General features: G+C 73.8%; 17 protein-coding genes. 3 read left to right on the top strand and 14 right to left on the bottom strand.

What is annotated here, in order from left to right; all coding sequences use genetic code 11:
* Positions 1 to 304: 304 nt before the first annotated feature.
* The 12 genes from ACZ3KJ_RS23865 to allB all read right to left on the bottom strand — a co-directional run bounded on the left by ACZ3KJ_RS23865 (position 305) and on the right by allB (position 16,918).
* The gene (locus ACZ3KJ_RS23865; protein ID WP_467529830.1) at positions 305 to 1,576 is read right to left on the bottom strand and encodes an SWIM zinc finger family protein; all 1,272 of its coding nucleotides are present in this window, start codon (positions 1,574 to 1,576) and stop codon (positions 305 to 307) included.
* 1,229 nt (positions 1,577 to 2,805) lie between these two features.
* Positions 2,806 to 5,739: an SNF2-related protein gene (locus ACZ3KJ_RS23860; RefSeq protein ID WP_467529829.1), complete on the bottom strand. Its 2,934-nt coding sequence runs from the start codon at positions 5,737 to 5,739 to the stop codon at positions 2,806 to 2,808.
* Positions 5,740 to 5,903: 164 nt separating this feature from the next.
* Complete coding sequence (locus ACZ3KJ_RS23855) at positions 5,904 to 6,497, bottom strand: sugar kinase (protein WP_467529827.1); 594 nt, start codon at positions 6,495 to 6,497, stop codon at positions 5,904 to 5,906.
* On the bottom strand, positions 6,494 to 7,642 hold the full coding sequence (locus tag ACZ3KJ_RS23850; RefSeq protein WP_389514891.1) for an ROK family glucokinase: 1,149 nt from the start codon (positions 7,640 to 7,642) through the stop codon (positions 6,494 to 6,496). The genes ACZ3KJ_RS23855 and ACZ3KJ_RS23850 overlap by 4 nt, the downstream gene beginning before the upstream one ends.
* A 123-nt stretch (positions 7,643 to 7,765) precedes the next feature.
* Positions 7,766 to 8,569, bottom strand: a complete 804-nt coding sequence (locus tag ACZ3KJ_RS23845; RefSeq protein ID WP_467529825.1) for an ATP-binding cassette domain-containing protein — start codon at positions 8,567 to 8,569, stop codon at positions 7,766 to 7,768.
* Positions 8,566 to 9,774, bottom strand: coding sequence for an ABC transporter permease (locus ACZ3KJ_RS23840; protein ID WP_467529823.1), 1,209 nt, complete (start codon positions 9,772 to 9,774; stop codon positions 8,566 to 8,568). Before ACZ3KJ_RS23840 ends, ACZ3KJ_RS23845 begins: the two co-directional genes overlap by 4 nt.
* A complete protein-coding gene (locus ACZ3KJ_RS23835; RefSeq protein ID WP_467529821.1) occupies positions 9,771 to 10,775 on the bottom strand; it encodes a sugar ABC transporter substrate-binding protein in 1,005 nt (334 codons plus the stop codon). Before ACZ3KJ_RS23835 ends, ACZ3KJ_RS23840 begins: the two co-directional genes overlap by 4 nt.
* A gap of 352 nt (positions 10,776 to 11,127) precedes the next feature.
* Entirely contained in the window at positions 11,128 to 11,865 is a 738-nt protein-coding gene (locus ACZ3KJ_RS23830) for a GntR family transcriptional regulator (protein WP_467529908.1), read from the bottom strand.
* A 171-nt stretch (positions 11,866 to 12,036) separates the two neighbouring features.
* Positions 12,037 to 13,233 carry a cytochrome P450 family protein gene (locus tag ACZ3KJ_RS23825; RefSeq protein WP_467529819.1) on the bottom strand — a complete coding sequence of 399 codons (1,197 nt, stop codon included), beginning with the start codon at positions 13,231 to 13,233 and terminating at the stop codon, positions 12,037 to 12,039.
* A 142-nt stretch (positions 13,234 to 13,375) separates the two neighbouring features.
* Positions 13,376 to 14,356 carry a hypothetical protein gene (locus ACZ3KJ_RS23820; protein WP_467529818.1) on the bottom strand — a complete coding sequence of 327 codons (981 nt, stop codon included), beginning with the start codon at positions 14,354 to 14,356 and terminating at the stop codon, positions 13,376 to 13,378.
* 54 nt (positions 14,357 to 14,410) lie between these two features.
* Entirely contained in the window at positions 14,411 to 15,535 is a 1,125-nt protein-coding gene (gene alc / locus ACZ3KJ_RS23815) for an allantoicase (protein ID WP_467529816.1), read from the bottom strand.
* A 45-nt stretch (positions 15,536 to 15,580) separates the two neighbouring features.
* Positions 15,581 to 16,918: an allantoinase AllB gene (gene allB, locus ACZ3KJ_RS23810; protein ID WP_467529814.1), complete on the bottom strand. Its 1,338-nt coding sequence runs from the start codon at positions 16,916 to 16,918 to the stop codon at positions 15,581 to 15,583.
* A 283-nt stretch (positions 16,919 to 17,201) separates the two neighbouring features.
* Here allB and ACZ3KJ_RS23805 point away from each other — a divergent pair, with 283 nt between their 5' ends.
* Positions 17,202 to 17,999 carry an IclR family transcriptional regulator gene (locus ACZ3KJ_RS23805; protein ID WP_467529812.1) on the top strand — a complete coding sequence of 266 codons (798 nt, stop codon included), beginning with the start codon at positions 17,202 to 17,204 and terminating at the stop codon, positions 17,997 to 17,999.
* 175 nt (positions 18,000 to 18,174) lie between these two features.
* On the opposite strand, the gene ACZ3KJ_RS23800 is transcribed toward ACZ3KJ_RS23805, so the two are convergent.
* Positions 18,175 to 18,489, bottom strand: a complete 315-nt coding sequence (locus ACZ3KJ_RS23800) for a DUF5955 family protein (protein ID WP_467529811.1) — start codon at positions 18,487 to 18,489, stop codon at positions 18,175 to 18,177.
* Between the two features lie 185 nt (positions 18,490 to 18,674).
* Between ACZ3KJ_RS23800 and ACZ3KJ_RS23795 the strand changes: the two genes are divergently transcribed.
* The gene (locus ACZ3KJ_RS23795) at positions 18,675 to 19,274 is read left to right on the top strand and encodes a nucleotidyltransferase family protein (RefSeq protein ID WP_467529810.1); all 600 of its coding nucleotides are present in this window, start codon (positions 18,675 to 18,677) and stop codon (positions 19,272 to 19,274) included.
* 297 nt (positions 19,275 to 19,571) lie between these two features.
* Positions 19,572 to 21,197 carry a malate synthase A gene (gene aceB, locus ACZ3KJ_RS23790; protein ID WP_467529808.1) on the top strand — a complete coding sequence of 542 codons (1,626 nt, stop codon included), beginning with the start codon at positions 19,572 to 19,574 and terminating at the stop codon, positions 21,195 to 21,197.
* Between the two features lie 3 nt (positions 21,198 to 21,200).
* Here the strand turns inward: aceB and ACZ3KJ_RS23785 are convergent, their stop codons facing one another.
* A complete protein-coding gene (locus tag ACZ3KJ_RS23785) occupies positions 21,201 to 21,485 on the bottom strand; it encodes an Rdx family protein (protein WP_467529807.1) in 285 nt (94 codons plus the stop codon).
* Positions 21,486 to 21,492: the final 7 nt, after the last annotated feature.

Raw genomic sequence — 21,492 nt, 5'->3', positions numbered from 1 at the left:
CGGGCTGCCGGGCCGCCGGGCCGCCGGGCAGCCGGGCCGCCAGGTAGCGGCGGCCGACGGGCGGTGCCGGACGGGCGGCGGCCGACGCCTCCCGGGCTGCCGGACCGCCGGGCTGCCGGGCTGCCGGGCTGCCGGCGGGCGGCGCGCGGGGCGGCGGCGGGTGCCCGGGGGGCGCCGGGGATGCCGGTCGGGGGCGCGCGACCGGATGTGACGTCCTCCGCCGGTGCATGGGGGAAGGCGGCGTACCGGGAAGCGGATTCCGTGAAGGCCGCCTACGGGAAGGCCCCGCCGACGGGGGCCGGGGTCAGAGGGTGTCGCCGGGGCCTCCGAGGCCGGTCAGGGCGCCCACCGGATCGGGGTCGGGTGTGCCGCGCGGCCACCAGTCGTCGTGGCCCGGCTCCGACTCGTAGGCGTACCACAGCCCGTCGCGGCCCAGGCGGAGCTGGACGTGACCGCGGGGATGGGTGAGGTGGTTGCGCCAGGGGCGGAAGGCCGGCCAGTCGGCGGCCAGGAGGAGGGGGCGGGCCCGGTCGAAACGTCCGGCCGGCGGGTCCCAGGGCTCCTCCAGGACGGCGAGCCCGTCCGGGCCGCCCTGGTGCCAGGCGGCGACCGCGCGTGCCAGCTCGGCCGGGGTACGGCCGGCGGCCGACGCGAGGGAGGAGTAGAGGGCTCGGGTGGTCGCCGTCAGGCCCGAGCCCGGCCGGGACGCGGCGATGCGGACGGCGTCCTGCCAGAGGGTCAGTTCACCGGTCGCGTCCTGGCCGGTGGTCAGCAGGGCGTGGGCGCGGGCCGCCGCGTCGGTGGCGAGCTGGTCCAGCGCGAAGGAGTCGGGGCCGTCCGGGACGGCGGGGTAGGCCGGGGGCTGGCCGGGATGCGGGGGCGCGGGCAGCGGGGCCGGCAGGGGCGGGAGCGGGAGCGCGGCGGCCAGGGCCTCCGTGGCGCGGACGCCGGGCAGGGGCTCCGGCTCCCGCTCCTGGGCGGCGCGGGCGGCCCGGGTCGCGTTGCGGCGGGACAGCGCGTCGAGGAGTTCGCGTTCGCCCCGCCCGCGCAGCAGGAGCAGCACGAACGGGTCGGCGTCCAGCAGACGCGCGGTCTGGTAGCAGAGGGCGGCGGCGTGCTTGCAGGGATGACCGCGGTCGGGGCAGCTGCAATGCGGTTCCAGGTCGCCGGGGCCGGGAAGCAGCGGCACCCCGCACGCGGCGAGCGACGCGGGCATCTCCTTGTCGAGCAGCGCGGCGATGTGCCCGGGACGCTCGACGGCCGCGTCGAGGAAACGCTCCCAGTCGTCGTCGCCCAGGGTGCGCAGCCGCACCTGCACCCGGTACGGGCGGGGGCGGCTGCCCTGTACGTACGCGAGGGCGAGGCCGGGGGTGACCGTGATGGCGTCGACGTTCCCCTGCTCGGCGTAACGCCGGCCGCGTGCGAGGCGCTCGGCGTCCAGGGCGCCCTCCTCCAGCGCGGTGACCCAGGCGTCGCCCCACCAGGTCTCGGCGAAGCCGCCGTCCGCGCCGGTCGTCCGGGCCGGGAAGGCGGGGAAGGTCCGCCGGTGGTCGCCGTCCCGCGACGGCGCGGCCATGGAACGGGGCGTGCGGGAGGGGCTTCCGGACGCTCGGGACGCGGACGCGGATGCGGACGTGAATCCGGATGCGGACGTGAATCCGGATGCGGACGTGAATCCGGATGCGGACGTGAATCCGGATGCGGACGTGAATCCGGATGCGGCTCCGGGCCCGGCCTCGGCTCCGGGGCGGGGTCGACCTTCGGGTTCGCGTCGGGGTTCGGGTTCGCGTCGGGGTTCGGACTCGCGCCGGGGTTCGGACTCGTGCCAGGGCGCGGGGTCGCGTCGGGAGCCGGCTTCGGGCGCGGTCGGCGGTGCGGGAACGGGGTCGACGGCCGGCGTGGGCGAAACCCCCCGGTGCGGAGCGAGCGGCTCGAACGGCCCGCCCCCCTCGGGGTCGGCCGGTCCCTCCGGTCCGGACGGATCCGGGAGGGCGGTCGAGTCCCCGGGTACGGTCCGGGTCTCCGGAGCGGTCAGGTCCCCGGGGGCGGTCAGGTCCGCGGGAACGGTCCGGCGGGTCTCCGGAGCGGTCAGGTCCCCGGGAACGGTCCGGGCCTCCGAAACCGTCAGGTCCCCGGGAACGGTCAAGATCTCCGAAACCGTCAGCTCCCCAGGGGCGGTCAGCCCTCCAGGACCGCCCAGGTCCCCAGCCGCCGTCCCCTCGGTCCCCTCCTCCGGCGGCATCCGGAACGCGCCCGCAAGGAAGTCCCGTACGTGCCGCGCGCGGTCGTCGGCGACGGGGTCGGGCATCCGGCCGGAGCGTCCGGCGGGCGTGGCGTGTGCGTTCGTCCGGAAGGACCGGCGAGGGGTCCGGGCTTCGGGCCCCCCGATTCCCTCGCGTCCCCCGATTCCCCCGGGGGCCCCGGTTCCTCCGGGGCCACCGGGGCCGCCGTTTCCCTCAAGCCCGTCCGTGCCCTGCCGTGCCTGTGCGCGGGCCGCTCGCAGCGCAGCGCGCGCGACGTCGCCGGGCCGCGCGCCGGTCGCCGGCTGTCGGGGGCCCTGCTCGCCGGCTGCCGCGGGGCTCGTCGCGGGGGCGTCCGCGGACGCGGCGTCGGCGTCCTTCGCGGGCGTGTCGCCGTCCGTGCCCGTGCGCGGGGTGTCCGCCGCGCGCCGCAGCGCGGCACGGGCGGCGTCACCGGGCCGGGGCCCGCGGGGCGCGGGCTCCTGTTCCTGCTCCTGCGGCCGTTCCCGGGCCGCGCGCAGGGCCCGGCGTGCCGCGTCGGCCGGGCGGGCGTCACGCTCCCCCATCACGCCTCCCTCCGCAGCCGGACCAGGTCGGACAGCTCACGGTCGGTCAGTTCGGTGAGGGCCGCCTCGCCGGTGCCGAGGACCGCGTCGGCGAGGGCCCGCTTGGACTCCAGCATCTCGGCGATGCGGTCCTCGACGGTGCCCTCGGTGATGAGGCGGTGGACCTGGACGGGCTGGGTCTGGCCGATGCGGTAGGCGCGGTCGGTGGCCTGTTCCTCCACGGCCGGGTTCCACCAGCGGTCGAAGTGGACGACGTGGCCCGCGCGGGTGAGGTTGAGGCCGGTGCCGGCCGCCTTCAGCGACAGGACCAGCACGGGCGTCGCGCCGCTCTGGAAGCGGTCGACCATGCGCTCGCGCTCGGGGACCGGGGTGCCGCCGTGCAGGAGGTCCACGGGGACCGCGCGGCCGGCCAGGTGGGCGGTGATCAGGCGGGCCATGCCGACGTACTGGGTGAAGACGAGCGCCGAGCCGTCCTCGGCGAGCAGGGTGTCCAGCAGTTCGTCGAGGAGGGCGAGTTTCCCGGAGCGGGCGGCGAGGGCGTCGCCGGTGGCGGGGGTCTCCTCCTTGAGGTAGAGGGCCGGGTGGTCGCAGATCTGCTTGAGGGCGCCCAGGAGCTTGAGGACCAGGCCGCGCCGGGCGATGCCGTCCGCCGTCCCGATCGCGGCCATCGACTCGCGCACGACCGCCTCGTACAGCGCGGCCTGTTCCCGGGTGAGGGGGACGGGGTGGTCCGTCTCGGTCTTGGGCGGCAGCTCGGGGACGATGCCGGGGTCGGACTTCCTGCGGCGCAGCAGGAAGGGGCGGACCAGCCGCGCGAGGCGCTCCACCGCGTCCTGGTCCTCGCCGTTCTCCACCGCGCGGGCGTGCCGGGCGCGGAAGGACTTCAGGGGGCCGAGGAGGCCGGGGGTCGTCCAGTCCAGGAGGGCCCACAGCTCGGACAGGTTGTTCTCGACGGGGGTGCCGGTGAGCGCCACGCGCGCGGGCGTCGGGAGGGTGCGCAGGGCCTTCGCCGTCGCCGAGTACGGGTTCTTGACGTGCTGGGCCTCGTCCGCGACGACCATGCCCCAGGGCTGCGCGGCGAGCGTGGGGGCCGCCGAGCGCATGGTGCCGTACGTGGTGATGACGAAGCCGCCGCCGAGGTCGTCCAGGGAGCGGTCGGCGGCGTGGAAGCGGCGGACGGGCACGCCGGGCGCGAAGCGGGTGATCTCGCGCTGCCAGTTGCCGAGGAGGGAGGCCGGGCAGACCACCAGGGTGGGTTCGGGGCGGGCCCGCTTCAGGTGCAGGGCGATGACGGTGACCGTCTTGCCGAGGCCCATGTCGTCGGCGAGGCAGCCGCCGAGGCCGAGGGAGGTCATGAGGTCGAGCCAGGCCAGTCCCCGCAGCTGGTAGTCGCGGAGGGTGGCGTGCAGGCCGGGCGGGGGGTCGGCGGGGCGCACCCCGGCGGTGAGGCGGTCGCGCAGGACGGCCAGGGCCCCGACGGGGACCGCCTCGACGCTCTCGCCGTCGACCTCGGCGGTGCCGGTGAGGGCGACGGACAGGGCGTCGACCGGGTCCAGCAGTCCCAGTTCGCGTTGGCGGGCCTTGCGGACGAGGGCGGGGTCGACGAGGACCCACCGGTCCCGCAGCCGGACGACCGGGCGGTGGGCCTCGGCGAGCGCGTCCATCTCGGCCTCGCTGAGCGGGTCGCCGCCGAGCGCCAGCTGCCAGCGGAACCGGAGCAGTTCCCCGCTCTCGAAGAAGCCGGTGCCGTCGGTCGCCGAGCCCGGCGCGGGCCGTACCACCGCGGTGGCGCTCAGGTCCTGGGCGAGGTCCCTCGGCCAGTGCACGGCCACCCCGGCGGCGGCGAGGCGGGTCGCGGCCACGCCCAGCAGGTCGCCCAGCTCGTCCTCGGACAGGGCGAGGACGTCGGGGGCGTCCTGGTCGGCGAGGCGGGCGAGCGGTGGCCAGACGCGGGCGGCGCGCCGGACGGCGAGGGCGGCGTCGACCCGCGCGCGGGGGCCGAAGGCGCCGTCCGCCTCGCCCGCCCACAGGGCCGTGGCGTCGGTGACGAGGGTGGGGTCGGCGAGGCTGTGCACCTGGACGATCGCGGCGCCCGCGCGCCGCGCCCCCTCGCCGTCGTCGAACAGGTCGTGGGCGGACAGGTCCAGTCGCAGCGAGATCCGTACGCCCGCGTCCATGCCGGCGGCGACCTCCGCCGCCCAGTCGTGGGCGCCGGGCAGCCGCTGCGGCCGGCGGTCCGCGAAGGGCTTCCCGCAGGCGTACGGCGCGGCGGGGGTGCGGGGCAGGGTGTCCGCGACGGCGTCCAGGAAGGACCGCATCAGTGCCTCGGGCCGGGGCAGGCGCAGCGGTCCGGGGCCGGACAGCGGGACGGCGTGCCCTTCGTGGGGCAGGGCCGCGGCGATCGCGCGCAGGTGCGCGATGTCCTCCGGGTCGAGCGGGCCCGCCCGCCAGGCGTCGTGGCCGGTGGGGGTCAGGCCGGGCAGCAGACGGCCGCGGGCGGCGAGCCGCAGCGCGTGCAGGGCGGCCGCGCCCCAGCAGGCGGTCGCGGGGTGGGCGGCGGGGTCGCGGCGGGCGCGCACCAGGAGCGGCAGCGCCGTGGCGATCGGCAGTGACAGCGCGGGGGCCGTGCGGCGGCGGACGCCGGATCCATGGCGCCGTACGACGGTGAGTTCGGTGGTGTCGGCGCCGGCCGCGGCGGGCAGGGGGCCGTCCTGCGGGTCCCAGAACGCGATCCGGCCGTCGCGCGGGAGCGGGGCGGGCAGGAAGACGGCGGGGAGCCGCACGCCGAGCGGTTCGCCGGCCGGGCGCTCGGCGGCCGGGGGCTCGGCGGCCGGGCGCCGAACGGCGCGCGCGGTCGTGTCGCCCGCGGTCGTGTCGCGCGCGGTCGTATCGGTCGCGGTCTTATCGGTCGCGGTCGTGTCGCTGCTGGGCATACGCGGTGTCCACCTCCCGCCCGTCGTGTCCGATCAGTCGTCTTCGACTCTACGGGCGGGGTCTGACAATCGGCCCCGGCGCCCGGGCCGGGGCCGTACGGTCGGGCAGCCGCGCGGCCGGAAACCGCGCGGCTCGGGCACCGCGCGGTCAGGGGACCGTGCGGTCAGGGGACCGTCCGGGAGACGACGTACACCATGGGGTAGAGCGGGTTGGCGGTGTTCACCACCACGTCCAGCGTCGGGTCGGGGTCGTCCTGCTCGCGGACGAAGCCGAAGTAGTCGCCGTCGCGGGAGCCGGGTCCGGAGAACCGCCAGCCGGTGACGTTCCGGTCGCGCTCGCCGATGGTGATCTCGTCCTTCCGCAGGGCGGTGCGGGTCAGGCCGAGCTCCGCGAGGAAGGCGTCGAGGCCGGCGTGCGTGGTCTGGAACTGCACGTAGAGACGGCTGGTCCGCCAGTTGTTCGTCTCGTAGTAGGCGACCTTGTTCGCCGGGTGCGGGACCGGCACCTGGTACAGGCGGCGCTGGACCTTCGACGGCCAGCCCTCGGTGAGGCCGGTCGCCGAGTACTTCGCCTCCTTGTCCTTGCCGCTGTCGCGGCTCTGGTTGGCGGAGATCACCAGGTAGCCGGCCGGGACGCCGATGAGCAGCACGATGATGAGCAGGGTGAGCGCCCGGCGGCGGATCTGGTGCCCCCGGGTCTCGGGGGCGCGCACCTGCTCCTCCGGGGGCGCGGCCTGGTGGGGCAGCGAGGCCGTCATACGGTGTCCCGGGCCCGGCGGGCGGCCTCCGCGAACCGCTCGTACCGCTCGGAGCGCTCCACGCGGCGGCGCTTGGCGCGCCGGAAGCGGCGGGCGACCAGGCGGGCCAGGTCGGCGGCGCCGACCATGCCGGCCTCGGGGCCGAGCTGGGCGCGCACGATACGGGCCTCGGGGCGGTAGCCGCGGCCGGTGAGGTGCCGCTTGAACGCGTCGCGCGCCGGCCCGATCAGCAGGTCGTCGGCGGCCGAGACACCGCCGCCGATGACGAAGCAGGACGGGTCGAGGGCGGCGGCCAGGTTGGCGATGCCGACGCCGAGCCACTGGCCGATGTCCTGGAGCAGCTCGACGCACATCGCGTCGCCCTCGCGGGCGAGCTCGGTGATCATCGGGCCGCTGATGTCCCCGATCTGTCCCTTGACGTGCTCGATGATCCCGTACGCCACCGGCGAGTCGGCGACGGCCAGCTCCTTGGCCTCTCTGACCAGGGCGTTGCCGGAGCTGTACTGCTCCCAGCAGCCGCGGTTGCCGCACGGGCAGCGGTGTCCGCCGGGTACGACCTGCATGTGTCCGAACTCGCCGGCGACGCCGTACTTGCCGCGCTTGACCTGGCCGTCCTCGAGGATCGCACCGCCGATGCCGGTGCCGAGGGTGATCATCACCAGGTGGTCCTCGCCCCGGCCGGCGCCGAAGCGCCACTCCGCCCAGGCGGCGGTGTTGGCGTCGTTGTCGACGAGGACGGGCACGGAGAGCCGGGCCGAGATGCGGTCCCGGAGGGGCTCGTTGCGCCAGGACAGGTGCGGGGCGAACAGGACGCGGTTGCGGTCGGCGTCGACCCAGCCGGCCGCGCCGATGCCGACCGCGTGCACGTCGTGCCGGTCGGACAGGTCCAGGACCAGCTCGACGATCGTGTCCTCGACGACCTTGGGGCTCTTGGACTTGTCCGGGGTCTCCGTGCGGACCTTCTCCAGGATGTTGCCGTCGGCGTCGACGACGCCCGCCATCACCTTGGTGCCGCCGATGTCGATGCCGACCGTGGGCACGCGGGGCGCGGTCAGGTGCGAGCGGCGTTCCCGGGTGCCCACGGTGCGGAGCGCCGGCGCCCGGCGGGAGCCGATGGGGGCGGTGAAGTTGCCGTAGGTGCTCATCAAGGCCCGATTCTGCCTCACGCTCCCCCTGGGTGGCGTAACGGGGAGGTGAGGGGGCTCGCGGCCGCGGCCCGCCGGCCGTGCCGCCGGGCCGCGGCCGGGTCAGGGGCGGCCGGGCGGTTCTCAGCGCTCCCGGGGGGTGCGTTCCAGCTCGTGCCGCAGGTCGTCCAGCTCGTTCCCGCCCGCCATCTGCCGCGTCAGTTCCTCCAGGCTGATCCCGTCGCGCGGGTGGCTGCCCACCATCGTGCCGCGCTTGAGCAGCACGAACCTGTCCCCGACCAGGTAGGCGTGGTGGGGGTTGTGGGTGATGAGGACGACACCGAGACCGCGGTCCCGGGCCGCGGCGACGTACTTCAGGACCACGCCCGACTGCTTGACGCCCAGCGCCGCCGTCGGCTCGTCGAGCACCAGGACCTTCGCGCCGAAGTACACCGCCCGTGCGATGGCCACGCACTGGCGTTCGCCGCCCGAGAGGGTGCCGATCGGCTGGTCCACGTCCCGCAGGTCGATGCCCATGCGGGCCAGCTCGGCGCGGGTGGTGCGGCGCATGAGGTCGACGTCCAGGCGCTTGAAGGGGCCCGTTCCCCTGCGGGGCTCGGAGCCGAGGAAGAAGTTGCGCCAGACCGGCATCAGCGGGACGACGGCCAGGTCCTGGTGGACGGTGGCGATGCCGCGGTCCAGGGCCTCGCGCGGGGAGGACAGCGTGGTCTCCTCGCCGTCCAGGCGGAGGACACCGGCGTCGTGCCGGTGCAGCCCGGCGACGATCTTGATCAGGGTCGACTTCCCCGCGCCGTTGTCGCCGAGGACACAGGTGATCTCCCCCGGGTGGACCTCCAGCGAGACGCCTTCGAGGGCGCGTACGTTCCCGTAGTGCTTGCCGACGCCGGACAGTTCCACCAGTGCCGCGCGTTCCGTCGTGTCCGTCACTTGGTGGCCTCCGCGCGCTTGCGGACCCAGGCGTTGAGCAGGGTCGCGAGGAGCAGCATCGCTCCGAGGAAGAACTTGAACCAGTCGGGGTTCCACTCGGCGAAGACGATGCCCTTGCTCGTCATGCCGAACAGGAGCGCGCCGACCGCCGAGCCGATCGCGCTGCCGTGTCCGCCGGTGATGAGGCAGCCGCCGATGACGGCCGCGATGATGTAGATCAGTTCGTTGCCGACGCCCTCGCCGGACTGGACGACGTCGTAGCTGAAGAGCAGGTGCTGTCCGCAGACCCAGGCACCGAAGGCGACCCCCATGTAGAGGCCGATCCGGGTCCGGTCCACGGGGACGCCGACGGCGCGGGCCGCGTCCTTGTTGCCGCCCACCGCGAAGATCCAGTTGCCGGCGCGGGTGCGCAGCAGGATCCAGGAGGCCACCGCGACCAGGGCGAGCCACCACAGGACGGTGATCTTGAGGTTGACGTCGCCGATCGTCAGGGTCGAGGCGAAGACGTCGTGGGCCGTGGGGAAGCCCTCCATGTCGGCGATGGTCTTCGTCGACACCGTGCCGTCGATCAGCTTGGTGAAGCCGAGGTTCATGCCGGTCAGCATCAGGAAGGTGCCCAGGGTGACGATGAAGCTGGGCAGCCGGGTGCGGGTGAGGACGAAGCCGTTGAAGGCGCCGATGGCGAGGGTCGTCAGCAGGGACACCCCGACGCCCACCCAGACGTTCGCCGTCATCTGGTAGCTGAACAGCGACGAGACCAGCGCCGAGGACGTCACCAGGACGCCGGCCGAGAGGTCGAACTCGCCGCCGATCATCAGCAGCGCGACCGGGACCGCCATGATGCCGATCGTGGAGGCCGCGTAGAGGACCGTGCCGAGGCCGGCGACGCTCAGGAAGCCGTCGGCGGCGACGGCGAAGAAGAGGAAGACCGCGAGCGCGCCGACGGCCGAGCCCAGCTCCGGGCGGGCGAGCAGCCGGCGCAGCGGAGACGCCTGAAGAATCCTTTCGTCAGCGACTTTTTCGTCAGCCGGCCTTTCGGCGGTGAGCTCTTGGGCGGGGAGCTTCTCGTCGTGGGGCTTCTCGTCGGGCAGCTTCTCGTCGGGGAGCTTCTCGTCGTGGAGCTTCTCGTCGGGCAGCTTTTCGTCGGGGAGCTTTTCGTCTGTGAGCTTTTCGTCTGTGAGCTTTTCTTCGGGGAGCGGGCTCATCGGGTGCCCCGCTCGGTGTACTCCGCGAGCTCGTCCGCCTGGTCCTTGGTGATGATCTGCGGGCCGGTCAGCACCGGCTGCCCGCCGCCGAGGACGTCGCCGTTGTACCGGTACAGCCAGAGCAGGTCGACCGCCTGGTAGCCCTGGAGGTAGGGCTGCTGGTCGACGGCGAAGCCGAGGGTGCCGTCCGTGAGGCCGGCGGCGACCTTGGCGTTGAGGTCGAAGGTGTCGATCTCGGCCTTGCTGCCGGCGGCCTGCCGGGCCTTCGCCGCGGTGTCGGCGTACGGGGCGCCGAGGGTGACGACGGTGTCGATCGAGGGGTCCGCCTGGAGCTTGGCCTCGATCGCGGACTGCACGTCGGGCATGCTGGTGCCGTTGACGTAGAGGTCGGAGAGCGTGCCGGTGAAGGTGGACGCGACGCCGTCGCAGCGCTGCTCGTGACCGACGTTGCCCTGCTCGTGCAGGACGCAGAGCGCCTTCTTCCTCCCGCGCCGGTTCAGCTCCTCGCCGACGGCCTCGCCGGCGATCGTCTCGTCCTGGCCGATGTGGGTGAGCGCGCCGAACGCCTCGGACTCGGCCGATCCGGAGTTCACCGTGACCACGGGGATGCCCGCCTCGACGGCCCGGGCCACTGCGGCCTTCAGGGCGTCGGGCTTGGCGAGCGTGACGATGATGCCGTCGACCTTCTTGTCGACCGCCGCGTCGACGAGCTGCGCCTGCTGCTGGGCCTCGTCGTCGTGGGAGTACAGGAAGTCGATGTTGTCCTTGCGGGCCGCCTGCTCGGCGCCGCTCTGGACGATGTCCCAGAAGGTGTCGCCGTCTCCCGAGTGGGTGATCATCGCGATGGTCCAGCGGGGGGTGTCCACCGCCGCCTTCCCCTCGGCCGCCGCGGCCTTGCGGGCGTCCTCGGCGCGCTTGCCCCCGGTGCTGCTGCACCCCGCGAGGGACACGCAGAGCGCCCCCGCCAATGCGATCCCTGCCCAGGTCCGAAACCGTGCCACGAGGCCGTGCCCTTCTTGCCATGTTCTGTCGTGTCTGTCGCGCGTATCCGTCCGGTGATCGCTCACCGGACGCAAACGCCCCAGTATCGAACACGGGGACGGTCGCTCCACGGCCGGGGACCGCGACGCGGTCGCCTTGTCCGGACAACATGAGGTCGCGCCCGCGGGCCTCGCCGTCCGAACGCGAGGCCTCCTCGCCCGGATCACCCGGATCACCCGGATCACCCGGATCACCCGGACCGGACGAACCAAATGGACCGGACTAACCAGACAGGACCGGATGGACCGGACGAACCGAATAGGCCGGACCGGACGGACCGGACCGACCGGACGGCCGCCGGGGGCGTCGCCCTCAGGACCGCACGAGCAGCTGGAACTCGAAGGAGTAGCGGGTCGGGCGGTAGACGTGGTCGCCGAACTCGACCGCGCGGCCCGTGTCGTCGAAGGTGGTGCGCTGCATGGTGAGCAGCGGCGCGCCCTGCTCCTCGGCGAGCCGCTCGGCCTCGGCGGCGGTGGCGGCGCGGGCCCCGATGGACTGGCGGGCGCTGTGCAGGGTGATGCCGGCCGCCCGCATCAGCCGGTACAGACCGGTGGCCTCCAGCTGCGCGGTGTCCAGGTCGAGCAGACCGGGGGGCAGGTGGTTGCACAGGTACGCCATCGGCTCGCCGTGCGCGAGACGCAGCCGTTCCACGCGCTGCACCTCACCGCCCTCGGCGACCCCGAGGGCGGCCGCGACCTCGGCGGACGCGGGGACGACGGTGTTGACCAGGACCGTGGTCGCGGGGCGCTGGCCGGCCGCCTCCAGGTCGTCGTAGAGGCTGCTGAGCTCCAGCGGGCGCTTGACCTGGCTGTGCACGACCTGGGTGCCGACGCCCCGGCGGCGCACCAGCAGGCCCTTGTCGACGAGGGACTGGATGGCCTGGCGCACGGTCGGGCGGGACAGGCCGAGCCGGGCGGCGAGCTCGATCTCGTTGCCCAGCAGGCTGCCGGGGGTGAGCGATCCGTGCTCGATGGCGGCTTCGAGCTGCTGGGACAGCTGGAAGTACAGCGGCACCGGAGAGCTCCGGTCCACACGGAGGTCGAGCTGCACGGTCGGGTCCACTTCTGATTTCGGCACGGGCCGAGCGTAGCTCTGCGACCGGTTGACGGGAAGTTGTGAAGTTCGGTTGTCCGGACAAACGATCCCGTGTCCGCGGGGCTCGGCCACGCTTCCCTACCAGCGCACGGGCAGGCTCCCCTACCAGCGCACGGGCAGGCATCCCTACCAGCGCACGGGCAGGCTGCGCAGTCCGCGCATCAGCATGCCCGGGAGCCACTCCCCGGACGGACCGTCCAGGCTGAGGGCGGGGGCCCGCTCCAGCAGGGAGGCCAGGGCGATCCGGGCTTCCAGGCGGGCCAGGGGCGCGCCCAGGCAGTAGTGGACGCCGTGGCCGAAGGCGAGGTGGCCGCGCGGGTCGCGGCGGACGTCGTACCGGTCGGGGTCCTCGTAGCGCAGGGCGTCGCGGTCGGCGGAGGCCAGGCCGATCAGCACCGGATCGCCCTTTCCGATCGCCACGCCCGCGATCTCCAGCGGCTCGACGGCGAACCGGTACGTGGCGTTCTCCACCGGCCCCTCCCAGCGCAGCGTCTCCTCCACCACGCCGTCGACGAGCGCCGGGTCGGCGCGCAGGGCCGCGAGCTGGGCGGGGTGGGTGAGCAGGGCGTGGACGGTGTTGGTGATGAGGTGGACCGTGGTCTCGTGTCCGGCGATGAGCAGGAGGAACGCCATGCCGCGCAGTTCCTCGGCGGAGAGCCGGTCGCCGTCCTCGGCGGTGGTGCGGATCAGGTCGCTGAGCAGATCGCCGTCCGTTGACGGCGATGGCCCGGCGCACCGCTTGTCCTCGATCAGTTCCGTGAGATAGCCGCCGAGCCGCGCGAACGCGTCGTAACCGCTGTCCCCGCTGGTGGGGGCGACCACCTCGGTCGACATCTCGCGGAACGCCGCCCGGTCGATCTCGGGGACGCCGAGCAGTTCGCAGATGACGGTGAGGGGCAGCGGGTAGGCGAAGGACTCCACCAGGTCGGCGCGGCCGCGCGGCAGCATCGCGTCGAGCAGTTCGTCGGTGATCTGCTGCACGCGCGGGCGCAGCCCCTCGACGCGGCGCATGGTGAACGCGCGGGAGACGAGGGACCGCAGCCGGGTGTGCTGCGGCGGGTCGGTGATCAGCAGGTGCTTGCCGACCAGCTCCTCGTCCATGAGCGTCATGCCGATCCGCTCCCCGTCCTTGACCAGCAGGGGGTCGGCGAGCGCGGCCCGCGCCTCCTCGTACCCGACCACGAGCCAGGTCGCGTAGTACCCGTCGGATCCGGGCGGGCGCACCCGGTGCACCGGGCCGCGCTCACGCAGCCGCGCGTACACCGCGTGCGGGTCGCGCCGGAACTCCTCGCCGAACGCTTCGAGGTCGATCACATCGGTCATCACGTTCCCCCTGCCGTCACCGCGTCAACGCGCGAGGGTACCGATCAGTGCCCGTCCCCCTGCGCCCCTCGGCGACTCGCGACTCCTGCGCATGCGGGCCCGGACGCACCGGCGGCAGCACCGCCCTGTGCCGTCCGATCCGTCAGGTCAAGGTCCGTTCCACCCGGCACAGGTAGCTGAAGTCGTGGTCCGTGAAGGCCCTCCTCAGGGGGCGGACCTCCCGGGTGGCCACGTTCAGCGCGTAGCCGCCCACTGCTCCCAGGACCCAGGCCAGACCGGGCTGCGCCAGCGCTCCGCCGGACGCCCCGAGCGCCACGGTCACCATCAGCGAACGGTTGACCCACGCCATCCGGCTGCTTCTGGCGGCGGCGTGGTGGTCCGCGACGGCCTGGTCGATCTCCCGGCGCAGCTGGGCCAGGACGCCGGCGGGGTGCTCGTAGTCGTGGCGCAGCCGGCCGAGCAGGTGGTGCAGGGCCCGCATGAGGCGCTGCCGTTCGTCCGCGTACCGCTCCCGGAAGGCGAGGACGTCGGCGGTCGCGGTGCCGGGGGCGGGGACGGGGAGCAGCCGTCCGAGTTCGATGTCCCAGCCGGTCTCCGCCTCCCCCGCGACGGGGCGCAGGGCGCGGACGTGCGCGTCCTCGCGGTCGGTGCAGGGGAGGTACGCGACCGTACGCATGTCGGCGGCGATCTCACGGGCGGCGACTCCGATGATCAGCTGCTGGACCTCGTGCGGTACGACGAGGCGCCAGAAGTCGCGGCGGTAAGGGCGGGCGAGGCCGAGGCTCAGCAGCTCCTCCTGCATCCAGTAGCTGAGCTTGGAGCCGTAGAGGAGGGCGTCCGGCGGCGACCGCCGCTCCTGGTTCTCGGCGAAGCAGCGCAGTTCCCGGCGCAGCGCCCGGCCGACGGGACCGGTCTCGCTCAGAGTTCCCAAGGTGTGGGCCGTGAGCGGCAGCGGGGTGTAGAGCGACCGGTCGCGCAGGTCCCTCAGCTCCGGTGGGACGGCGGCGGCGTACTCCAGGGGCTCGCGGGGCGTGATGGACGCGATGCCGTCCCAGTACAGCAGTCCCTGGTGGATGATCTCCTCCGGTGGCCGCACCAACGGGTGGTAGAGCAGGACCGCCATCACGCCTCCCCGTGAACACCCCTTTTATGGCAGGGGTGTTCACGGTAGCGGAGGTCAGCCGCCCAGTTCCCGGTGCCGTGCCGCGAGGTGGTTCGCGCCCTCGTCGGTGAGTGAGCCGAACAGCCGGATCCGGGAGATGCCGCCGTCGGGGAAGATGTCCACGCGCGCGTGGGTGCCCACGGCCGGGGCCGGCAGGACGAAGCGGTGATCGGTGTCCGGCTGGAGGCGGGTGCGCGGCAGGATCTCCCGCCAGGCGCCCTCGCCCGTGTCCTCCCCGTCCCGCACCGACACCGACGCCCAGCCCGCGCTGTTTCCCTTCAGGTACGCCGTGTCGATCTCCACGGCGCGGATCTGCGCCTGCGCGGCCAGGCGGTAGCGGATCCAGTCGTGGCCCCGGTCGCGGCGGCGGCGCGTCTCCCAGCCGTCGTCCATCTTGCGGGAGCGTCCGGGCTGGATGGTGTTGGTGGCCGGCGAGTAGAAGCGGTCGGAGGCGTCCTCGACGCGGCCGCCGTTCTCCAGGGCGACGACGTCGAAGGTGCCGAGGGCCGCGAGCCAGGCGGGGTCGGGCGCGACCTCGCCGTACACGCGCAGGCGGGCGATGCCGCCGTCGGGGTGCTGCCTGACGCGCAGGTGGGTGAAGCGCTGCTCCACCGCCACCGGGAAGCCGTTGGCCGCGTGGCCGCCGACCGGGGTGCGGGGGACGAGCGTCGTCCACTTCACGTCGTCGCCCAGCAGTTCCTCCGGGGCGGGGGAGCCGGTGACCGAGGTGCCCTCGACGGACACCGCCTGCGGGTAGTTGCCGCGGAAGTGGGCGGTGTCGACGACGATGCCCCGGATCACTCCGGGCGCGCCGAGGCGGACCAGCGCCCAGTCGTGGTCGTCGGCGGTGGGCCAGGGGTGGTCGGCGGACACGCCGCGGCGGCGGCGCGTCTCCCAGCCGTCCATGATCTTGCCCTTGTGGCCGAAGTGCTCGGGGTCGAACTCCGCGCGCCCGGGTATCAGGAGGTTCTCCCGCTGGGCGAAGAACTCGTCGTTGGCGGCGATCACCGAGGCGCCGAGCCGCCGGTCGGCGAGGTCGGCGTGGTGGGTGAAGGGGAAGTCGGCGGTGCGGTAGTCCGCGTACGGGTCGCCGCCGCCGTAGGGGTTCGCGTCGCCGGTGAAGCTGGGTGTCGCCGTCACGGGATGTGCCTTTCGGAGTCGGCCGCTGCGGGTGCGGGTCGGTGGTCAGTGGTCGCGGGTGAGCAGTCGCCCCCGGGGCGCGGTGAACGCGCCGTCGGCGACGACGCGCTCGCCGCGCAGCCAGGTGGACTTGACGACGCCGTACAGGGTCCTGCCGGCGTACGCGGTGACGCGGTTGCGGTGCTGGAGGGCCGCCGGGTCGACGGTGAACGTCTCGTCGGGGGCGAGGACCGCGAAGTCGGCGTCGCGGCCGGCCTCGATCGCGCCCTTGCGGCCGAGGCCCACGAGGGCGGCCGTGCGGGTGGACATCCACCGGACGACGTCCTCCAGGCCGTGGCCGCGCCGGCGCGCCTCGGTCCAGACGGCCGGCAGGCTGAGCTGGAGGCCGGAGATGCCTCCCCAGGCCGTGGCGAAGTCGTCCGTCTTGAGGTCGGCGGTCGACGGGGAGTGGTCGGTGACCACGCAGTCGATGGTGCCGTCCGCCAGCGCCTGCCAGAGCAGGTCCTGGTTGGCGGCCTCGCGGATGGGCGGGCAGCACTTGAACTCGCTGGCGCCGTCGGGGACCTCCTCGGCGGTGAGGGTGAGGTAGTGCGGGCAGGTCTCGACCGTGATGCGGACGCCGTCCTCCTTGGCCCGCGCGATGAGCGGCAGCGCGTCGCTGGACGACAGGTGCAGGACGTGCACGCGCGCGTGGAGGCGTTTCGCCTGGTCGATGAGGTGCGCGACGGCGGTGTCCTCGGCGTCGCGGGGGCGGCTCGCGAGGAAGTCCGCGTACCGGGGTCCGGGCCGCTGGGGAGCCGCGTCGAGGTGGTGGGGGTCCTCGGCGTGCACGATCAGCAGGCCGCCGAAGCCGGCGATCTCGGCGAGGGACCGGGCCAGCCCGTCCTGGTCCAGGTGCGGGAACTCGTCCACGCCCGACGGCGACAGGAAGGCCTTGAAGCCGAAGACGCCGGCGTCGTGCAGCGGGCGGAGGTCCTTGACGTTGTCGGGCAGGGCGCCGCCCCAGAAGCCGACGTCGATGTGCGCCTTGTCGGCGGCCACCCGCCGCTTGGTGTCCAGGTGGTCGACGGTGGTGGTGGGCGGGAGGGAGTTGAGCGGCATGTCGACCAGGGTGGTGATGCCGCCGGCCGCCGCCGCCCGGGTGGCGGTCCAGAAGCCCTCCCACTCGGTGCGGCCGGGGTCGTTGACGTGCACGTGGGTGTCGACCAGGCCGGGCAGCAGGACGTCGTCGCCGAAATCCTCCAGCCGGGCGCCCGACGGCACCTCGGCGTCGTACGGCAGGACGGCCGTGATGGTGCCGGCGAGGACCGCGACCGAGGCGGCGCGCGTCCCTTCCGGAGTGATGACGCGCGTCGAGCGCAGCACCAGTTCAGCGTCGGACACCCGGACCCCTCTCTGCCGCCGTTCTGCTTCCGCAAGACGGGAGTAACTCCCGCGTGACTTCCGCGTAACGGAATTCAACGTTCTGTTGAAGGAGTCTTCACTCCTTGTCGCGCCGCCGTCAAGGGTGCGCTTCTCCGCGGCGCCTCGCACGGCGCCGGTCTGGACGCTTCCACCAAGCGGAATTATCATTCCGACAGGCAGAACGTAGTGACGCACCAGCGGGGAGTCAACCGACCGCCGGGTAGGCTTCAGCTCTTCCCGCCAGTTTCGAAAGGAACGCGCCGTGCCGACGTCCAGCGCCAGCACCACCGACTCCGCCAGGTCCGCCGGCGGAGGGGTCCAGTCCCTAGAGCGCGCCTTCGACCTGCTCGAGCGGATGGCGGACGCGGGCGGCGAGGTGGGACTGAGCGAGCTGTCCGCGAGCAGCGGGCTGCCCCTGCCCACCATCCACCGGCTGATGCGCACCCTGGTGGCCTGCGGATACGTCCGTCAGCAGCCCAACCGCCGGTACGCGCTCGGCCCCCGTCTGATCCGCCTCGGCGAGTCCGCCTCCCGCCTGCTGGGCACCTGGGCCCGCCCCTACCTGGCCCGCCTGGTCGAGGTGACCGGCGAGACGGCGAACATGGCGCTGCTGGACGGCGACGAGATCGTGTACGTGGCGCAGGTGCCGTCCAAGCACTCGATGCGGATGTTCACGGAGGTCGGCCGCCGGGTCCTGCCGCACTCCACGGGCGTCGGCAAGGCCCTGCTCGCGGGCTTCCCGGACGACGAGGTGCGCGCCCTGCTGCACCGCACCGGGATGCCCGCCGCGACCGAGAAGACCATCACCACCGCGGACGGCTTCCTGGCCGCGCTCCGGGACGTGCGCGCCCAGGGCTACGCGGTCGACGACAACGAACAGGAGATCGGCGTCCGCTGCCTCGCGGTCCCGGTCCCCGACTCCCCCACCGCGGCGGCCATCTCCATCTCCGGCCCGGCCGGCCGCGTCACCGAGGCCGCCACGGAGACGATCGTGCCGGTCCTCCAGCAGGTGGCGGTGGAACTGTCGGAGGCCCTGACGAACTCCGGCCCGGCCGCCTAGCCCCACCCGTCGGGGACACCGGCCCCACCCGAGCCGGGACACCGCCTCCCGTCCGAGCCCGGGGCTTCGGCGCCATCCGAGCCCGAGGCTTCGGCGCCATCCGATTCGGGACACCGCCCCGCCCCAGCCCGGGGCTCCGCCCCCCATCCCCCAGCCGGGGCCCGCCCGCCCGCCCTCACCCCCGCTGCGACCGTCCGAACAGCTCCACGGCGTCGCGCACGTCCGACAGGCCGCGCGACAGCGCGCTCACCGAGCCGATCGCACCCGCGATCAGCAGCAGGGAGCGGCGCAGCCGGAGGATCTCCGGGGTCCCGTGGGCCGCCATCGCCGCGAGGGCGGCCAGTTCGTCCTCGGCGACGCCCCGGTCCGGGAACTCGGCCGGGAGCGCGGCGAGTCCGCGGCGCAGCCGGGACACCGCGGTCCGCAGTTCCGCCACCCTCGGATCCTCGTCGCTGCCGGTCACTGGTCTCTGCCCCACGCTCCGCAACACAGCTCTCCCCCCTGGCACACCCTTGTGCACAAGCGCTCGTGTCCCCGCCCCGCCCCGGGCGCTGGTCGGGCACCGCGGGACGCGCGGGTCAGTAAACGCCACCGCCGCGCGGCGCGCCACCGCGCGGACCGAAATTCAGTCCTGGGAAACCGCGTCGCCGGCGCCGCGTCAGGTATGCAGAACGTATGACGCACACGGAGGACGAGGTCGCCGGGCTGCTCCTGGCGGCGGGCGGCGGGCGCCGGCTCGGCGGGCGCCCCAAGGCATTGTTGACGCACCGGGGGCGGCCGCTCGTGGAGCACGCGGTGGAGGTGCTGCGCACGGCCGGCTGCGCGCGCGTCCACGTGGTCCTGGGGGCCGCCGCCGACACCGTACGGGAGCGGGCGCGGCTGGACGGATGCGTGCTGGTGGACAGTCCGCGGTGGGAGCTGGGCATGGGGTCGTCGCTGCGGGCCGGGCTCGGTTCGCTGGCCGGGACGGGGGCGCGGGCCGCGCTGGTGTCGCTGGTCGACCAGCCGGGCATCGGGGCGGAGGCGGTGGCCCGGGTGCTCGCCGCGTACGAGGACGAGTCGTCGCTGGTGGCGGCGGCCTACGGCGGGGTGCGCGGGCATCCCGTCCTGTTCGGCGCCGCGCACTGGGCGGGCGTCGCGTCGACTGCGACCGGCGACCGGGGGGCACGCGCCTATCTGAAGACCCACGACGAGGCGGTCCGGCTGGTCGAGTGCGGGGACGTGGCGAGCCCGTACGACATCGACACCCCCGAGGACCTGGCACACCTGGAGTGAGTGCGCACCTGGAGTGAGTGCGCACCTGGAGAAGGGGAGGCACGCCGCGCCGTCCTGCCTCGACCCGGAGAATCTCGACATCAACAAACCATTGAACTTCCACGATGAGGAAACTAGTATCCACTGATCAGAAGCACTCGCCGGCACCCGGCAGCGCTCGGCGGTTCCCGGCGGCCCTCGACGACCGCCGGCGGCCCCCGGCCGCGTGCGACGGCTCCGCGCCGCCCACGGGTGCCCTCCGCCCCACCCGGGTCTCCTGGCACCCGGTGCCCCGCTCGCTGAAGGAAGTGACAGCTCATGTCCGCACCAGCGCCGTCCCCGCTGGCCATCGTCGACGCCGAGCCCCTGCCCCGGCAGGAGGAGGTCCTCACCGATGCGGCCCTCGCCTTCGTGGCCGAGCTGCACCGCCGGTTCACACCGCGCCGTGACGAACTCCTCGCCCGCCGTGCGGAGCGCCGCGCCGAGATCGCCCGCACCTCCACCCTCGACTTCCTCCCGGAGACCGCCGCCGTCCGCGCGGACGACTCCTGGAAGGTGGCCCCCTCCCCCGCGGCCCTCGACGACCGCCGGGTCGAGATCACCGGGCCCACCGACCGCAAGATGACCATCAACGCCCTGAACTCGGGCGCCCGGATCTGGCTCGCGGACTTCGAGGACGCCTCCGCCCCGACCTGGGAGAACGTCGTCCTGGGCCAGCTCAACCTGAGCGACGCGTACACCCGGAACATCGACTTCACGGACCCGGCCTCGGGGAAGTCGTACGCCCTGCGCCCGGACGAGGAGCTGGCGACCGTCGTCATGCGTCCGCGCGGCTGGCACCTGGACGAGCGGCACCTGGCCGACGCCGACGGCACCCGGGTCCCCGGCGCCCTCGTCGACTTCGGCCTCTACTTCTTCCACAACGCGCGGCGCCTGCTCGACCTCGGCAAGGGCCCCTACTTCTACCTCCCGAAGACCGAGTCGCACCTGGAGGCCCGCCTCTGGAACGACGTCTTCGTCTTCGCGCAGGAGTACGTCGGCATCCCCCACGGCACCGTCCGCGCGACCGTCCTGATCGAGACGATCACGGCCGCGTACGAGATGGAGGAGATCCTCTACGAACTCCGCGACCACGCCTCCGGGCTGAACGCCGGCCGCTGGGACTACCTGTTCTCCATCGTGAAGAACTTCCGTGACGGCGGCGCCCGGTTCGTGCTGCCCGACCGCAACGCGGTCACGATGACCGCCCCGTTCATGCGGGCGTACACCGAACTCCTCGTCCGCACCTGCCACAAGCGCGGCGCGCACGCCATCGGCGGCATGGCGGCCTTCATCCCCTCCCGCCGCGACCCGGAGGTCAACAAGGTCGCCTTCGAGAAGGTCCGCGCCGACAAGGACCGCGAGGCGAACGACGGCTTCGACGGCTCCTGGGTCGCCCACCCCGACCTCGTCCCGATCGCCATGGAGTCCTTCGACAAGGTCCTCGGCGACCGGCCGAACCAGAAGGACCGGCTGCGCGAGGACGTCCAGGTCGCGGCGGCGGACCTGATCGCGATCGACTCGCTGGACGCGAAGCCGACGTACGACGGTCTCGTCAACGCCGTGCAGGTCGGCATCCGGTACATCGAGGCGTGGCTGCGCGGCCTCGGCGCGGTCGCCATCTTCAACCTCATGGAGGACGCGGCCACCGCCGAGATCTCCCGCTCGCAGATCTGGCAGTGGATCAACGCGGGCGTCGAGTTCGAGAACGGCGAGAAGGCCACGCCGGAACTGGCGCGCGCGGTCGCCGCCGAGGAACTGCGGAGCATCCGCGCCGAACTCGGCGAGGAGGCGTTCGCCGCCGGTCACTGGCAGCAGGCCCACGACCTGCTGCTCGAGGTCGCGCTCGACGAGGACTACGCCGACTTCCTCACCCTGCCGGCGTACGAGCAGCTCAAGGGCTGAACCTCAGGGAGCCGGCGTGTCCGAGTGGCCCAGGGACCTCCCCGGGGCCACTCGGTCGCGTACGGCCCGCTTGACGGCCGTCGGCTCCGGGAAGCCCTGCTCGCGGCGGTCCCACACCACCTCGTCGTTCACGCGCACCACGAAGACCCCGCCGGTGCCCGGCCGGAGCGCCAGCTCCGTCAGCTCGGCCTCGAAGGTCGTCAGCAGCTCCTGCGCCAGCCAGGCGGCGCGGGGCAGCCAGCGGCACTGCGTGCAGTACTCGATCTCGACCCGCTGTGCGTCCGTCATCCCGTCC

The sequence above is a fragment of the Streptomyces sp. NPDC003248 genome (assembly GCF_055563235.1).
This window is presented reverse-complemented; position numbering and strand designations above follow the sequence as displayed.

Coding starts and splice junctions, on each gene's coding strand:
- ACZ3KJ_RS23865 (WP_467529830.1), bottom strand. CDS start 1,576: ATGGCCGCGCCGTCGCGGGACGGCGACCACCGGCGGACCTTCCCCGCC.
- ACZ3KJ_RS23860 (WP_467529829.1), bottom strand. CDS start 5,739: ATGCCCAGCAGCGACACGACCGCGACCGATAAGACCGCGACCGATACG.
- ACZ3KJ_RS23855 (WP_467529827.1), bottom strand. CDS start 6,497: ATGACGGCCTCGCTGCCCCACCAGGCCGCGCCCCCGGAGGAGCAGGTG.
- ACZ3KJ_RS23850 (WP_389514891.1), bottom strand. CDS start 7,642: ATGAGCACCTACGGCAACTTCACCGCCCCCATCGGCTCCCGCCGGGCG.
- ACZ3KJ_RS23840 (WP_467529823.1), bottom strand. CDS start 9,774: ATGAGCCCGCTCCCCGAAGAAAAGCTCACAGACGAAAAGCTCACAGAC.
- ACZ3KJ_RS23825 (WP_467529819.1), bottom strand. CDS start 13,233: ATGACCGATGTGATCGACCTCGAAGCGTTCGGCGAGGAGTTCCGGCGC.
- ACZ3KJ_RS23820 (WP_467529818.1), bottom strand. CDS start 14,356: ATGGCGGTCCTGCTCTACCACCCGTTGGTGCGGCCACCGGAGGAGATC.
- ACZ3KJ_RS23795 (WP_467529810.1), top strand. CDS start 18,675: ATGACGCACACGGAGGACGAGGTCGCCGGGCTGCTCCTGGCGGCGGGC.
- aceB (WP_467529808.1), top strand. CDS start 19,572: ATGTCCGCACCAGCGCCGTCCCCGCTGGCCATCGTCGACGCCGAGCCC.
- ACZ3KJ_RS23785 (WP_467529807.1), bottom strand. CDS start 21,485: ATGACGGACGCACAGCGGGTCGAGATCGAGTACTGCACGCAGTGCCGC.